A 14,254-nucleotide genomic window follows, 5' to 3' on the forward strand; every position below is an offset into this window, starting at 1 on the left:
TCTTACTCCAGCCCGTCCAGCAGCGCGTCGACCTTTTCTTTCGTCAGGTGCTCGTGATAGTGGCCATTGATGACCATCATCGGCGCCGCGGAGCAGGCCGCCAGGCACTCTTCTTCGCGCTTGAGGTAGACGCGGCCATCGGCCGTCGATTGACCCAGCTTGCACCCCAGCTTCTTTTCTGCATGGGCCAACAGGTCTTCGGCGCCATTGAGCCAGCAGCTGATATTGGTGCAGAACGCCACGTTATGGCGACCGACGCGTTCGGTCTCGAACATCGAGTAGAAGCTGGCGACCTCGTAGGCCCATACCGGCGGCAGTTCCAGATACTTGGCCACGCCCACAATCAATTCGTCGGTCAGCCAGCCCTGGTTCTGTTCCTGCGCAGCATGCAGACCCTGCAGCACCGCCGAACGCTTGCGGTCCGGCGGGAACTTGGTCAGCCAGTGATCGATGTGCGCGCGCGTCTTGTCGCTCAGCACCACCTGCGGATCGACATCGCGCGCCGCTTCGAAATTACCCGTCGCCTTCATCGGTCAACCTCACCGAAAACCAAATCGTAAGTACCGATCATCGCCACGACGTCGGCCAGCAAATAGCCACGCACCACCGCGTCCATCGACGACAGATGCGCAAAACCCGGCGCGCGCAGATGCACGCGGAACGGCTTGTTGGCGCCGTCTGACATCAGGTAGCAACCGAACTCGCCCTTGGGCGCTTCGACCGCGCTATAGGTTTCGCCGGCCGGCACGCAATAGCCTTCACTGAACAGCTTGAAGTGATGGATCAGCGCTTCCATGTCGTCCTTCATGCCTTCGCGGCTGGGCGGAGCGACCTTGAAATTGGTGACCATGACCGGGCCGGGGTTGGCCTTCAGCCACTTCACGCACTGCTTGATGATGCGGTTGGATTCGCGCATCTCAGCCACGCGCACCAGGTAGCGGTCATAGCAGTCGCCGTTGGTGCCGACCGGGATATCGAAATCCACTGCGTCGTACTTGGCATAGGGCTGCTTCTTGCGCAGATCCCACTCGATACCCGAACCACGCAGCATCGGACCGGTCATGCCCCAGGCGCGCGCCAGATCCGGGCTGATGATGCCCACATCCACAGTGCGCTGCTTCCAGATGCGGTTATCGGTCAGCAGGGTCTCGTATTCGTCCACGCGTGCCGGAAAGGTGTTGGTGAACTCCTCCAGGAAGTCCAGCATGGTGCCTTCGCGCCCCGCATTACGCTTCTTCAGCGCACCGCCCTTGTGCCAACGCGACTCCTTGTACTGCGGCATGCGATCGGGCAGATCGCGGTAGACGCCGCCGGGACGGTAGTAGGCAGCGTGCATGCGCGCGCCACTGACCGCCTCGTAGACGTCCATCAGTTCTTCGCGCTCGCGGAATGCATACAGCATCACCGCCATCGCACCCAGATCGAGCGCATTGGAACCGACCCACATCAAGTGGTTCTTGATGCGGGTGATTTCGTCGAACATGGTGCGGATGTACTGCGCACGCTCGGGCGCTTCGATCCCCATCAGGGATTCGATCGCGCGCACGTAGGCGTGCTCGTTACACATCATCGACACGTAATCCAGACGATCCATATACGGAACCGACTGGTTGAACGGCTTGGACTCGGCCAGCTTCTCGGTGCCACGGTGCAGCAGGCCGATATGCGGATCGGCACGCACCACGGTCTCGCCGTCCATTTCCAGGATCAGGCGCAACACGCCGTGCGCCGCAGGATGCTGCGGGCCGAAGTTCATCGTGTAATTGCGGATTTCCTGCTTGTTTTCGACAGGATTGCTCGCGAAGGCATCGGTTGCCTGGCGGAACTCACTCACTTGGCAGTCTCCGACTTGCCCACTTCACCAGCGGCAGTCTCATAACGGGCATCGTCGCGAATGACACGCGGCACGCCGACGCGCGGCTCGACCGAAGTTACCGGCTCGTACACCACGCGCTTGCGCCCCTCGTCGTAACGCACTTCGACGTTGCCGATCAGCGGGAAGTCCTTGCGGAACGGGTGACCAACGAATCCGTAGTCGGTCAGGATGCGGCGCAGATCCGGGTGCCCATCGAACACAATGCCGAACAGGTCGAACGCCTCGCGCTCGAACCAGTTCACACCGGGCCAGATATCGGTCACCGACGCCACCATCGGCACCTGCTCGTCCGGTGCATAGCAACGCACGCGCAAGCGCTGGTTGTGCTGGTAGGAAATGAGCTGCGCGACCACGGCAAAACGCTGCTTGGGCAGCTGCTGCGGCTGCGTGCCAGCGGAGCTTTCCTGGCTGGGGAATTCGCCCCAGGCGAAACGACCGACCGCCTTGCCCTCCACGCCGCGACTGAAGCCTTGCGACGACACGTCGGCGGTATCCCACTCGTCGCTGCCATAGCCGAGGTAATCGACGCCGCACAGGTCGCTGAGCTGTTCGAAACCGAGCTCGTCACGCAGTGCCAGACAGGTGGCGTGCCAATCGGCGGCAGCGACTTCCAGCGTCACTTCGCCGCGCGGCAATGCCAAAGCAATCTGCGCACCGGCAAAACGTGTCGCAAGTCGGTCAGTGAAGGAGGATGCTTGCTCTGCCATGGGGGCTTGGCTGCTCTCGGTAGAAGGAAGACGGGTGTCAGCGCGCGATCGTCTGGGTACGCCAGATCTTCTTCTGCAGCTGCAGGATGCCGTAGATCAGCGCCTCGGCGGTCGGCGGGCAGCCCGGGACGTAGATGTCCACCGGCACGATGCGGTCGCAACCGCGCACCACCGAATACGAATAATGATAGTAGCCGCCGCCATTGGCGCAGCTGCCCATCGAAATGACCCACTTCGGATCTGGCATCTGGTCGTAGACCTTGCGCAACGCCGGGGCCATCTTGTTGACCAGGGTACCGGCCACGATCATCACGTCGGACTGGCGCGGCGACGGGCGGAACACCACGCCGTAGCGGTCCAGATCCAGGCGCGAGGCGCCCGCATGCATCATTTCGACGGCGCAGCACGCCAGGCCGAAGGTCATCGGCCACATCGAACCGGTGCGTGCCCAGTTCAGCAGGGCGTCGACGCTGGTGGTCACGTAGCCCTTTTCGAGCAACGGGTTTTCGCCTTCCGGGCGCAGGATGTCTTCCACCCGGCCTTCCGGCATCGGGTTGGTCATCAGACTATCCAGGGTCTGAATCACTCCCATTCCAGCGCTCCCTTCTTCCACACGTAGATAAAGCCGAGGAACAACATGCCGACGAACAGGCCCATGGTGACCAGCGAACGTGCGCCGATCTCCATGAACACCTGCGTCCACGGCACGATGAAGATGATTTCCAGATCGAACACGATGAACTGGATCGCGATCAGGTAGTAGCGCACATCGAACTTCATGCGCGCGTCTTCGAAGGCTTCGAAGCCGCACTCGTAAGGCGAGAGCTTGCGCGGGTCCGGGCTACGCGGACCGAGGAATCGACCGACCAGCATCAGCACGATGCCGATACCGGTGGCGACGATCAGAAACAGCAGACTCGGCAAATATTCGGCCAGCACAGCGATTCTCTCTTGCCTCTGCCCGCACGCGCCGCGTGCCGGCATGGGGTATAGGCAGACCCCGCGCGCGACAAGCGATGCGCAGGAACTGCAGCCAAACAATGGTGCCCAAGAGGGGACTCGAACCCCTACGACCTAAGTCGCTACCACCTCAAGGTAGTGCGTCTACCAATTCCGCCACCTGGGCATACGTTGCGCCGCTGGGTATCCCAGTGCGCAGCGTATTGTAACCGGCTTCAGCGTTTTTGTGCTGGTTCTGAAGCGTTTTCTTCGCGTGCTGCAGGCGCCGGCTGCGCCGGTGCGGACTGCACAGGCGCTGCCGCCGGAGCGGCGGCCGGAGCAGGCTGCGACGGAGCGGTCGGCACCGCACCTGCGGCCGGAGCCTGCGGCAACGGCGGGGTGAGCTCGCCGGCGCCGGCCGGCGCCGGGGTTGCCGACTGCGACATCACGCCCAGGTTCTGATCCGTCGGACGTGCGCCGTGCGTGGCATACCAGGCCATGAACAGGCTGATGCTGAAAAACACCACCGCCAGCCACTTGGTCGACTTGGACAGGAAGTTCGACGCACCCTGCGAGCCGAACACGGTGCCCGACGCGCCGGCGCCGAAGCCGGAACCGGCCGCCGCACCTGCGCCACGCTGCATCAGGATCAGCGCAATCATCGCCAGGGCGACCAGCACGTAGACCACATTGAGGATCAACATCAGCATTTCGAAATCCGTCCCCGGACAAAACTTAATGGGTTAGCACGCGGCCGCCGCGCGTGCGATGGCCAGGAAATCTTCGGCGACCAGTGATGCGCCGCCGACCAGCCCGCCATCGACGTCAGGCTGTGCGAACAGCTCACCGGCGTTGTCGGGCTTGACACTGCCCCCGTACAGGATGGGCAACGAATCGGCTATTCTAGCATCCCCCTTCGCGACTTCGCCACGGAGGAAGGCGTGCACGGCCTGGGCCTGCTCCGGGGTGGCAGTGCGGCCGGTGCCAATGGCCCAGATCGGTTCATAGGCCAGCACCGCGCCTGCGAAACCGGCACTGCCGACCAGCGCCAGGACCGGGTCGAGCTGGGCACGTAGGATTGCCTCAGTCTGACCGGCTTCACGCTGTTCCAGCGATTCGCCCACGCACAGCACCGGGATCAGCCCGGCATGGATGGCGGCGGCGAACTTGCGCGCCACCAGTTCGCTACTCTCCTGATGGTATTGGCGGCGCTCGGAGTGGCCGACCAGCCCATAGCCGGCACCGACATCGACCAGCATGGAGGCCGATACCTCGCCGGTGTAGGCGCCCTTCTCGTTGCTGCTGACGTCCTGGGCTCCGAACGACAGGTGATAGGCCTCGAAATCCTCGATCAGATCGCCGAGGTAAGGCAGTGGCGGCAGGATGACGACTTCGACACCCTCCAGGGGCATGTGCGCGGCCACCTTGGCCACCAGTTCGGTGGCGAAGGCGCGGCTGCCATGCAGCTTCCAATTTCCGGCAACGATCTTTCGACGCATCAGGCGCAGGTTCCTGAGTTGAAGACAGGCAACAGAATAGCCCAAGGCCTGTCGGCAACCGGCACACTTCTGTCCGCCAGATGTCTTTCTCCTCCCCTTCCAGGAACCTGCCATGTCCGTTTCGCCTGTCTTCGCCTTGATCACCGGCGCATCTAGCGGCATTGGCCGCGAGATTGCGCGCGCCTATGCCAGGCGTGGCATGCCGCTGATCCTGACCGCACGCCGGGTAGACCGGCTGCAGGCATTGGCCGAGGAATTGCGCAGCACGGTTCGGGTGGAAGTGCTGCCGGCCGACCTGGCCGACCCGACCGCGGCCGAAGCGCTGGCAACACAGATCCAGCGCAACGGCTGGACCGTGGGCACACTGGTCAACAACGCCGGCTACGGCGTGCCGGGCCGCTACCTGCACAACGACTGGACCACGCATGCGCGCTTCCTGCAGGTGATGGTGGGCGCGGTGTGCGAGCTGACCTGGAGACTGCTGCCCATGATCCGTGCCAGCGGCCAGGGCCGCATTCTCAACGTGGCCTCGTTCGCCGCACTGACGCCCAGCGCCGATGGGCAGACCCTGTATGCGGCCAGCAAGAGCTTCATGCTGCGCTTCAGCGAATCGCTGGCACTGGAAAACGCCGATCGCGCGGTCAAGGTGTGCGCACTGTGCCCGGGCTTTGCCTGGTCCGAATTCCACGACGTGACCGGCACCCGCGAGGCGATGTCCACCCTGCCCGCCTGGGCCTGGCTGCAGGCCGACGCGGTGGCCGAATATGGAATCGCCGCACTGGAACGCGGCCAGGTGCTGGCGGTGCCGGGCTGGCGCTATCGGCTGATCAACGCAGCACTGCGGCTGTTGCCGCATGCGTTTGCGCTACGCCTGATGGCGCGCGGTTCGCATCGGGTGCGGCCGCTGGCTTGACGCACCGGCAGGCTGCGTGTGCAGAAGAGATCGCCTGTGCTCGGCAGCACTTCGGGCCTGACTTCAACCTGGGCGATCGGAGAATTTGCGACGACCACGCAGGCGCAGGTCTCGAGCGTCAAATGATGTGGATGCACGCGCATGCAAGTCCAAGTCAGCGTCAGCTCACACGCCTTGCCGCCAGCGCTAAGAACCACTCACTGTTCTCAGTGGTTGACGATCTCGCCGTGCATGGCCGCCAGGCGCGCCAGCAGGCGATTTTGCGTGCGACGCGGAATCTTGCGCTGATCCATGGCCCAGTTCAGATCTTCGACCAAGGCATTGAAGTCGCCTTCGCGGATGGCCAGGTGCGCATGTGCCTGCTGCATCGACTTGGTGGTGTCCGGGCATGGGCCGTCGGCGACATGACAGAACTTCTGCACCAGCCGATCGTTGAGCATGACGATATTGACGCGTGCGAATTTGTCGACGATGCGTGGGTCGTCGGCGATGCGCGAGAGCATGGTTTCCACCAGCGCTTCGATGCCGGCCTGGCCGTCGAGCTCGTCGTACAGCGTCTGCCGCGGTTGCGTGCTGGCGCAGGCACTCGTCAAGCCCAGCATGCATAGCAACAACCAGCGCAACCATCGGTTCATCAAAACGCCACCTGCAAAGAGAGATAAGGACCGCGCTGATCGGCAAGCGTGGCGATATCGCCAAGATCGGCCCAGGCGGCGGTCAACGACACATGCTTGCTGGGGAACCAGGCGACGAACGCATCTGCCCACGCTTGCTCGCGCGCGAAGCCGAGGTTATTGGGTTTGTCGCGATATTCCGCGCCCACAGCCCAAGACGGCGAAAACACCACCGCAGCACTGACCTCGGGCACCAAACGATAGCTATTGCGGCGATCGCCGCCGAAGCCGAGCAAGCCAGTCTGGTTGGCGCGGGTAGCGCGCAAGGTGCCGTTGAGCAGCAGCTGATATCCGCCGGCGCCCTGCAGCAACAGGCGGCTCGCGCTGACGTAGATATCGGTGCCGTGATCGTCGCGCGCACCGATCGCCAACGGCAAGGTGCCGTTGCGCAAGCGCTTGTATTGCACGCCCAGGCTGACTTGCGGCGCATGTCCGTACACAAGATCGCCGGCCAAGCGCCACTTGGCACCGAACACGTCCTGGCCAAGCGCATTCCATGGCAAGCCGAGCCGGTCCTGCAAGGTGCCCAGATCCAGACGCTGGCGGGCAAGCGACAGCTCCAGCCGATTGCCGACCGTGAGCGCGGCGCCCTGCACGTCGAGACGGTAATCGCCGCTATCCACGTGCGTTGCGAATACGACGGTACCGAGTTCGTCGCGCGTCCCGTAACCCGACAATGTGGCCCACGGCACGATGCCGCCGCCGCTACTGCCTTCGATCATCGATACGACGCCGGTGGCGAGCAGGCGCCCGTCGCCGGCCAGGGCATGCAGCGGCGCGAACACGCCGGTCACCGCAGCAGCAAGGAACGCAACACGCAGATGCACGCTCATCGCCGCACACCTGCATGCGCTGGCGCGGTCATGCCGAGTTGGCGCATGCACCAGGCCACCAGCGGCGCTTCTTCCAGCGGTGGCGAATACAGATAGCCCTGCACCATGTCGCAGCCGTAGCCGCGCAGCAGGGCGAGGGCCGCGGTGTTTTCGACGCCTTCGGCGATGACGCTCAGCCCCAGGTTATGCCCCAGATCGATCGTGCTGCGGACGATGAAGGCATCGTCGGTGCCTTCGGCCAACTGCATGACGAAACTCTTGTCGATCTTCAATTCGTTCACCGGCATGCGCTTGAGTTGGGCCAACGAGGAATAGCCGGTGCCGAAGTCGTCGATGGACAGGCGCACACCCACACCGCGCAACTGATGCAGCATGTGCAGCGCGAATTCGACATCACGCATCAGGGCGCTTTCGGTCAATTCCAGCGTGACCGACTGCGCGGGCACGGCGTGATGCTCCAAACGGCTGCGCACGAAGTCGGGCAAGCCGGGGTCGGACAGATCCAGTGCGGACAGGTTGATCGCCATGCCCAGTACCAGCCCGTGCTCGCGCCATTGCGCCTGGCAGCGCAGCGCTTCGTCCAGCACGAAGCGGGTGAGCGGATGGATCACGCCGGAGTGTTCGGCGAGCGGAATGAATTCGTCCGGGCCGATCGGCCCGAGCACCGGATGATGCCAGCGCACCAGCACTTCGACCTGTTCGACATGATCGGTGCGCAGACAAATCTTGGGCTGGAAGCGCAAGGTGAGTTCGTTGGCGCCGATGGCCTGACGCAAGTCGCCAGTGAGGCGCAGACGCCGCAGATGCTGTTCGTCCTGGCCCATGCGGTAGACACTGGCGCCGAAGGTGGATGTCGTGCCGACTTGCCGCCGTGCGATGTCGGCCCGGCGCAACAAGGTGTCCGGGTCGGCACCGTGCTCGGGAATCAAGGCGATGCCGATGCTGGCTTCGAGCTGGATGCGCGCCTGCGGCAACACCAGCGGGCGGCGCAATTGCAACAGCAGATGCTGCGCATCCTGCTGCACGCTGGCCGCATCCGCTTGCGCCACCACCACCATGAATTCATCGCTCCCCAGCCGGCCCACCAGATTGGGCGCTTGCACCACATCGACGAGCCGGCGCCCGGCTTCGACCAACACCTGGTCTGCGAAGTCGTGGCCCAGGCTGTCGTTGAGTTCCTTGAAGCGCTCCAGATCCAGGATCAGCACCGCGGCGGTGCCGCCGGATGCCACGGTCTGATCCACCACGTCCTTCAAGCGCTCCAGCAACCAAATCCGGTTTGGCAACCCGGTCAAGGCGTCATGGCGGGCCTGATGCAGGATGTGCTGTTCGCGGCTGGCGATCTGGTGTTGCATGCGCCCGAAACTGTCGGCCAATTCGGCGAGTTCGCGGCCCGGCGGCACCTGCACGGCGGTGCGGTAATCGCCGCGCTGAATGCGCCGTGCGGCCTGCACCAATTGCGCAACCGGTTTGCTCACGCTGCGCGCAAGAAAAATCGCCACGCCCAATGCAGCGACCGTGGCCAAGCCTGCCAGCAGCAGAATACGCAGCTTGAGGATGCGGTACGGCGCCACGGCGCGATCCAGCGATGCCTGCAACGCCACCCGCACCTGGCTGTCGCCCTGGATCGATTGCAGTCTGACCAGATAACGCGCCTGGTCCAGCGTCAGCGGGATCGATGCAGCCTGCTCCTTTTCGGCCAGGGGCAGTTGCTGCGCAAATTGGGCGCGCGCCGAGGGCTCCAGGGTGGAGGCCAGCACGCGCACCGGCGGACCATCGGTGAAGAAGGTCGCATCCAGCCCGGTAGTGGTGCGGAAATCCTGCGCCAGGCCATCGCCGGATTCGTTGCCGATCCCGATCCAGCCGACGCGGTTCGGCGCCAGCACCTGCACCACTGCCAACCGCACGATGTGTTGATTCAGCGCCACCACGCCGACCGCGCGTCCATCGCGCTGTGCCTGTTCCAGCAATGCCTGCACCGCACGCAGCTGTTCGGCCTGCGGGACCTCGGCCAGGCCGGTCAAGAATTGCCCATCGGGCGACAGCAACAGCGCGGTTTGCGCGGACATGCGCGCGGCGTGGTTGCGCAGGGCCGATTGCATGGTCGGCACATCGCCGCTGGCGACGGCCGCACGAAACCCGAAGTCGTCGGCCAGCACCGACGCCGACTGCAGCAACTGTTCGTCGCGGCGCATATTGATGCGTTGCCAGACCCGCTGCCCGATCTCCAGCTCTTCGCCAAGCTGCGCCTTGACGCTGCGCTCGGTGGCCACCTGCACGGCAAGGAATGTCAGCGCCTGCGTGGCAAGCACGACCAGCACCAGCACGGCCGCGATGCGGGTATGCAGGCGCATCGACCTCATGGGCGTGGCTTCTTCGGGTCGGCGTTACGGAACTTGTCCTGCAGCGCGCGCGCGCGCGCATCCGGTGGCGCCACGGCCGGCGCGGTGCCGGTGGTCTGCAGGGTCACGCGGCGCTGCACTGGCTCGCGCGTGATCACCAACGGCTCGCTGCTGGCAGCGCCCTTGATGCGCGGGTGCCAGACGCGCAGCGTGTAATTGCCCGCAGGCGCGTCAAGCTGGACGTGGCCATCGCTGCCGGTCTTGCCGAAGTACGGCGTCTCCAGCACCACGATGTACCCCAGCATCCAATCGTGGATATTGCAGCCAATGGTGACCAGGCCAGCCTGATCGAAACGCACCGGCGTAGCCGTAGTGCCCTGGAACAATGGCAGTTCGAAGCGCTTGGCCGGCGAGAACGAATAGACCTGATGGCGAATCTGGTCTTTGTTCGGAAAGCGCACCAGGGTCCCGGTGCGCACTGCCAGCACGGCAGGCACGAACTGCGAGTTGATCTGGTCCATTTCCACGGTCTTGACCGCGCCAGGCGCAACCGGCCGCGCAGGCTCCAGACTCACGACCGCATCGACCAACACGCCATTGGCGTCGGCCACGGTCACGACAACCGACGTGGCCGCTACCGCCCCTGAGGCGACATACGCCGCCAGCACACACATCGCACCCACCCGTTTGAACCATCGCATGCGCAAGCGTCCCCAACCTTATGCAATCGGTAGCGGGCGCCAGGCGAGTCCGACGTCGCGCTAGCGATCAGACTGGGTTATCGGCGGGAGTGAACGCAAGCTTTAACCGGACGCGAGCGGAAATTCATGAGCAAATATGTGGCAATCGTCACCAGCCCTATTGCGAACACAGCGATTGGCTGCGCGCAACGTATTCCGACGCGCGCTGGATTACTTCAGCTTGATCTCGCGCAGACGCTCTTCCAGGAAACCATGCGCCGTGATCGCCTCCGGATACGGGCTGGGATTATCGGCACTGATGCACGAGGGCAGCACGTCGATGAGGAAATCCGGATTGGGGTGCAGGAAGAACGGCACCGAATAGCGCGGCTGGCGCGCCTGCTCTCCAGGCGGATTGACCACGCGGTGGATGGTGGACGGATATACATGGTTGGTCAGGCGCTGCAGCATGTCGCCGATGTTGACCACGATGGTGTCGGCGTCGGCAGTGAACGGCACCCATTCGCCATCGTGGGAACGCACTTCCAGGCCGGCGGCACTGGCACCCACCAGCAAGGTGATGAAATTGATGTCGCCATGCGCACCGGCACGCACGTTAGAGATGTCGTCGCTGGTGATCGGCGGGTAATGGATCGGCCGCAGGATCGAATTGCCGTTGTTGGTCTTGTCGACGAAATAGTCCTGCGGCAGGCCGATATGCAGCGCCAGCGCGGACAGCACGCGCGAACCCAGTTGATCCAGTTGCTGGTACAGCTGGTAGCCGCGCTCGCGGAAACCACGCACTTCGCTGGGCCACAGATTCGGCGGCATCACTGCACGGTACGGCGAATCGTCCGGAATCTCGCGACCGATGTGCCAGAACTCCTTGAGGTCGAAGTGCTTGGAATCCTTGGCGGTTTCCACACCGAACGCGGTGTAGCCACGCGCGCCGCCGCTGCCTTCCATGTGATAACGGCGCTTGGTCGCTTCCGGCAACGCGAAGAACGCCTTGAACACCTCGTAGGCGGCGTCGATGTCGGCCTGGGCGATGCCGTGATTGCGGATGCCGGCAAAGCCCCACTGCCGATAAGCCGCTCCGAGCTCGGCCACGAAGGCATCGCGGTCGGTATCGAAACGGGTGATATCCAGCGTGGGGATGCGCGCGCTCATACGGATGTCTGCAGTCAAGGTCGAAAAGGTCGAAAAAACCTGCTGATCAGATCAGCAGGCGATACAACAGGTAAAACGTCGCGGCCTTGGCGATGACCACGCAGACGCCAATGACGATCGACTCACGCCGCGTCACGCACTGCACCCGAGAGCCGGTCGAGCGTGTCCTGCATCAGGCCGGCGTCGTCGGCTTCCACGGTCACCCGCACCACCGGCTCGGTGCCCGACGGGCGCAGGAACGCACGGCCGCGACCTTGAACGGCGGCTTGCGCCTGCTGCAATGCCTGTTGCACGTTGGCCGCTTCCACGATGGCCTTGGCGGCGCCGCCATCCAGGCGCACGTTGACGGTCTTCTGCGGCACCTTGTTCAGGCTGCCGAGCGCCTCGCGCAGGCTCTGCCCGTCGCGACCCAGCGCCTCGAGCACCTGCAGCGCGCTGACGATGCCATCGCCGGTGCTGGCACGGTCCAGGCACAGCAGGTGACCGGACGTTTCGCCGCCCAAGGTGCCGCCGCCTTCGACCAGGGCTTGATGCACATAGCGGTCGCCGACCTTGACGCGCTGGAACGGAATGTTCAGTGCTGCCAATGCCTGTTCCAGACCGTAATTGGTCATCAAGGTGCCGACCACGGTACCCGTCAGCCGGCCGCTGGCCTGCCACGAGCGCGCGAGCACGTACAGCAGATCGTCGCCATCGACCGGGTTGCCCTGGTCGTCGGCCATCAGCACGCGGTCGCCGTCGCCGTCGAAGGCAATGCCCAGATGCGCACCACACTCGCGCACCTTCGCAGCGAGATTCTCGATATGGGTCGAGCCCACACCGGCGTTGATGTTGAGCCCGTCCGGCGCGGCGCCGATAACCATCACGTCGGCGCCCAGCTCACGAAACAGCATGGGTGCGATGTGATAGGTGGCGCCGTGCGCGCAATCCAGCACCATCTTCAACCCGTGCAGGGTGAAACCGCGCGCCACGCTGGCCTTGCAGAATTCGATATAGCGGCCGATCGCGTCACGCGTGCGGATGGCCTTGCCCAGCCGCTCCGATTCCACCGTGTGGAACGGCTCGTCCAACGCCGCTTCGATCGCCGCTTCGGTGGCGTCGTCGAGCTTCTCGCCTTCGGCGGAGAAGAACTTGATGCCGTTGTCGTAATGCGGATTGTGCGAGGCGCTGATCACCACCCCCGCATCGGCGCGCAGCGTGCTGGTCAAAAAGGCGATGGCCGGGGTCGGCATCGGCCCGATCAGTTGCACATCGGCACCGGCGGCAACCAGGCCAGCTTCGAGCGCCGCTTCGAACATGTAGCCGGAAATGCGGGTGTCCTTGCCGATCAGCACCAACGGCCGCTTGCTGTGGCCCCGGGTCAGCACCCGGCCAAGTGCATTGCCCAAGCGCAGCACGAAATCGGCCGAGATCACGCCCTGCCCTACCCGACCGCGGATGCCGTCGGTGCCGAAATACTTGCGTGCGCTCATGCGGCGTCGGCGTCTTGCGGGCGCGGCTGCCGCATCATCATCGCGGTGAGCTCGGCGATGCGGTCGCGCATCTGGCGGCGGTCGCAGATCTGGTCGATGGCGCCGTGGTCCAGCAGGAACTCCGAGCGCTGGAAACCTTCGGGCAGCGTTTCGCGCACCGTCTGTTCGATCACGCGCGGGCCGGCAAAGCCGATCAGCGCATGCGGCTCGGCGATGTTGATATCGCCGAGCATCGCGAACGAGGCCGACACGCCGCCGGTGGTGGGATGGGTCAGCACCGAGATATACGGCAGGCCGGCTTCGCGCAGGCGTCCGAGCGCGGCCGAGGTCTTGGCCATCTGCATCAGCGAGAACAGGCCTTCCTGCATGCGTGCGCCGCCACTGGCGGAAAAGCACACGAACGGGCAGCCGACTTCCAGCGCCACTTCGGCCGCACGCGCAAAGCGCTCGCCGACCACCGACCCCATCGAGCCGCCCATGAAGGCGAAATCGAAAGCAGCGGCGACCAGCGGATTGCCCTTCAGCGTGCCGCGCATGGCGATCAGCGCGTCGTATTCGCCGCTGGCCTTCTGGCTGGCCTTGATACGTTCGCCGTAGCGCTTCTGGTCCTTGAACTTGAGCGCGTCGACCGGCCCGAGCTGCGCGGCGATTTCAGTGGTCGCGGTGTCCGGGTCGAACAGCGAATTCAGGCGCGCGCGGGCGCGGATCGCCATGTGGTGATCGCATTTCGGGCACACCTCGAGGTTTTCTTCGAGTTCCGGGCCGTACAGCGCGCTGCCGCAATTGCTGCACTTTTCCCACAGTCCCTCGGGGACACTGCGCTTCTTGGCCGGAGTGTTTTCGGTGCGGATGCCGGAAGGCATCAATTTGCTGAGCCAGCTCATGCGTGTATGACAATCCATGCAGGGCGGCCTGGCGGGCCGCAGAGGGGCGACAGTCTAACGCGCCGTGGGAATGCCAAGGTAGCCAGGGTCATGAATGCGGAATCTGGCGCAGAGACTTCCGCGCTTGGGCGGCCGGAGTCTCTGCGCAGGATGACCGCGAACGGATCGCGGCGGCTGCGGTGGCGCGATGCGGCGCAGTGGGTTGGGTGCATGTGGCTGCGCCTGCCCCCCGGCCCCATTGCCTCTAGGTGTTTGATCCCATGCT

The 14,254-nt window shown here is 64.3% G+C and carries 15 protein-coding genes and 1 tRNA gene; 1 reads left to right on the top strand and 15 read right to left on the bottom strand.

Annotated features, from left to right (window positions below):
• Nucleotides 1-2 precede the first annotated feature (2 nt).
• The 8 genes from nuoE to tpiA form a co-directional block, all read right to left on the bottom strand.
• Nucleotides 3-530, bottom strand: coding sequence for an NADH-quinone oxidoreductase subunit NuoE (gene nuoE, locus XAXN_RS07365; protein ID WP_003485548.1), 528 nt, complete (start codon nucleotides 528-530; stop codon nucleotides 3-5).
• Entirely contained in the window at nucleotides 527-1,834 is a 1,308-nt protein-coding gene (locus tag XAXN_RS07370; RefSeq protein WP_054319060.1) for an NADH-quinone oxidoreductase subunit D, read from the bottom strand. Before XAXN_RS07370 ends, nuoE begins: the two co-directional genes overlap by 4 nt.
• Nucleotides 1,831-2,583, bottom strand: coding sequence for an NADH-quinone oxidoreductase subunit C (locus XAXN_RS07375; RefSeq protein WP_054319061.1), 753 nt, complete (start codon nucleotides 2,581-2,583; stop codon nucleotides 1,831-1,833). Before XAXN_RS07375 ends, XAXN_RS07370 begins: the two co-directional genes overlap by 4 nt.
• Before the next feature lie 37 nt (nucleotides 2,584-2,620).
• Entirely contained in the window at nucleotides 2,621-3,175 is a 555-nt protein-coding gene (locus tag XAXN_RS07380) for a NuoB/complex I 20 kDa subunit family protein (protein WP_054319062.1), read from the bottom strand.
• Nucleotides 3,166-3,522: an NADH-quinone oxidoreductase subunit A gene (locus XAXN_RS07385; protein WP_003485539.1), complete on the bottom strand. Its 357-nt coding sequence runs from the start codon at nucleotides 3,520-3,522 to the stop codon at nucleotides 3,166-3,168. Before XAXN_RS07385 ends, XAXN_RS07380 begins: the two co-directional genes overlap by 10 nt.
• 102 nt (nucleotides 3,523-3,624) lie before the next feature.
• Nucleotides 3,625-3,709 (bottom strand) — tRNA-Leu (locus XAXN_RS07390).
• A 49-nt stretch (nucleotides 3,710-3,758) separates the two neighbouring features.
• Entirely contained in the window at nucleotides 3,759-4,232 is a 474-nt protein-coding gene (gene secG, locus XAXN_RS07395; RefSeq protein WP_054319063.1) for a preprotein translocase subunit SecG, read from the bottom strand.
• A gap of 33 nt (nucleotides 4,233-4,265) precedes the next feature.
• Nucleotides 4,266-5,021 (bottom strand): triose-phosphate isomerase, encoded by a 756-nt coding sequence (gene tpiA, locus XAXN_RS07400; protein WP_054319064.1) that lies wholly within the window; start codon nucleotides 5,019-5,021, stop codon nucleotides 4,266-4,268.
• Nucleotides 5,022-5,133: 112 nt separating this feature from the next.
• Between tpiA and XAXN_RS07405 the strand changes: the two genes are divergently transcribed.
• On the top strand, nucleotides 5,134-5,934 hold the full coding sequence (locus XAXN_RS07405; protein WP_054319065.1) for an SDR family NAD(P)-dependent oxidoreductase: 801 nt from the start codon (nucleotides 5,134-5,136) through the stop codon (nucleotides 5,932-5,934).
• Between the two features lie 206 nt (nucleotides 5,935-6,140).
• Here XAXN_RS07405 and XAXN_RS07410 read toward each other — a convergent pair whose 3' ends face one another.
• From XAXN_RS07410 to accD, 7 genes are all read right to left on the bottom strand, one after another.
• Nucleotides 6,141-6,569: a group I truncated hemoglobin gene (locus XAXN_RS07410; protein ID WP_054319066.1), complete on the bottom strand. Its 429-nt coding sequence runs from the start codon at nucleotides 6,567-6,569 to the stop codon at nucleotides 6,141-6,143.
• The gene (locus XAXN_RS07415) at nucleotides 6,569-7,441 is read right to left on the bottom strand and encodes a DUF3034 family protein (RefSeq protein ID WP_054319067.1); all 873 of its coding nucleotides are present in this window, start codon (nucleotides 7,439-7,441) and stop codon (nucleotides 6,569-6,571) included. Before XAXN_RS07415 ends, XAXN_RS07410 begins: the two co-directional genes overlap by 1 nt.
• Nucleotides 7,438-9,804, bottom strand: a complete 2,367-nt coding sequence (locus tag XAXN_RS07420; protein WP_054319068.1) for a putative bifunctional diguanylate cyclase/phosphodiesterase — start codon at nucleotides 9,802-9,804, stop codon at nucleotides 7,438-7,440. The genes XAXN_RS07415 and XAXN_RS07420 overlap by 4 nt, the downstream gene beginning before the upstream one ends.
• A complete protein-coding gene (locus XAXN_RS07425) occupies nucleotides 9,801-10,484 on the bottom strand; it encodes a methylamine utilization protein (protein ID WP_054319069.1) in 684 nt (227 codons plus the stop codon). The genes XAXN_RS07420 and XAXN_RS07425 overlap by 4 nt, the downstream gene beginning before the upstream one ends.
• A gap of 210 nt (nucleotides 10,485-10,694) precedes the next feature.
• Nucleotides 10,695-11,633 carry an isopenicillin N synthase family dioxygenase gene (locus tag XAXN_RS07430; protein ID WP_054319070.1) on the bottom strand — a complete coding sequence of 313 codons (939 nt, stop codon included), beginning with the start codon at nucleotides 11,631-11,633 and terminating at the stop codon, nucleotides 10,695-10,697.
• A gap of 122 nt (nucleotides 11,634-11,755) precedes the next feature.
• Nucleotides 11,756-13,105, bottom strand: a complete 1,350-nt coding sequence (gene glmM / locus XAXN_RS07440; protein ID WP_054319071.1) for a phosphoglucosamine mutase — start codon at nucleotides 13,103-13,105, stop codon at nucleotides 11,756-11,758.
• Entirely contained in the window at nucleotides 13,102-13,989 is an 888-nt protein-coding gene (gene accD / locus XAXN_RS07445; protein WP_054319072.1) for an acetyl-CoA carboxylase, carboxyltransferase subunit beta, read from the bottom strand. The genes glmM and accD overlap by 4 nt, the downstream gene beginning before the upstream one ends.
• Nucleotides 13,990-14,254 lie beyond the last annotated feature (265 nt).

This window comes from Xanthomonas axonopodis, assembly GCF_001304695.1.
Classification (GTDB): domain Bacteria; phylum Pseudomonadota; class Gammaproteobacteria; order Xanthomonadales; family Xanthomonadaceae; genus Xanthomonas; species Xanthomonas axonopodis.

Bases quoted from the DNA above. Each gene is read 5' to 3' on its own strand.
- XAXN_RS07420 (WP_054319068.1), bottom strand. From the start codon at position 9,804: ATGAGGTCGATGCGCCTGCATACCCGCATCGCGGCCGTGCTGGTGCTG.
- tpiA (WP_054319064.1), bottom strand. From the start codon at position 5,021: ATGCGTCGAAAGATCGTTGCCGGAAATTGGAAGCTGCATGGCAGCCGC.
- XAXN_RS07415 (WP_054319067.1), bottom strand. From the start codon at position 7,441: ATGAGCGTGCATCTGCGTGTTGCGTTCCTTGCTGCTGCGGTGACCGGC.
- glmM (WP_054319071.1), bottom strand. From the start codon at position 13,105: ATGAGCGCACGCAAGTATTTCGGCACCGACGGCATCCGCGGTCGGGTA.
- nuoE (WP_003485548.1), bottom strand. From the start codon at position 530: ATGAAGGCGACGGGTAATTTCGAAGCGGCGCGCGATGTCGATCCGCAG.
- XAXN_RS07380 (WP_054319062.1), bottom strand. From the start codon at position 3,175: ATGGGAGTGATTCAGACCCTGGATAGTCTGATGACCAACCCGATGCCG.
- secG (WP_054319063.1), bottom strand. From the start codon at position 4,232: ATGCTGATGTTGATCCTCAATGTGGTCTACGTGCTGGTCGCCCTGGCG.
- accD (WP_054319072.1), bottom strand. From the start codon at position 13,989: ATGAGCTGGCTCAGCAAATTGATGCCTTCCGGCATCCGCACCGAAAAC.
- XAXN_RS07425 (WP_054319069.1), bottom strand. From the start codon at position 10,484: ATGCGATGGTTCAAACGGGTGGGTGCGATGTGTGTGCTGGCGGCGTAT.
- XAXN_RS07405 (WP_054319065.1), top strand. From the start codon at position 5,134: ATGTCCGTTTCGCCTGTCTTCGCCTTGATCACCGGCGCATCTAGCGGC.
- XAXN_RS07410 (WP_054319066.1), bottom strand. From the start codon at position 6,569: ATGAACCGATGGTTGCGCTGGTTGTTGCTATGCATGCTGGGCTTGACG.
- XAXN_RS07375 (WP_054319061.1), bottom strand. From the start codon at position 2,583: ATGGCAGAGCAAGCATCCTCCTTCACTGACCGACTTGCGACACGTTTT.
- XAXN_RS07430 (WP_054319070.1), bottom strand. From the start codon at position 11,633: ATGAGCGCGCGCATCCCCACGCTGGATATCACCCGTTTCGATACCGAC.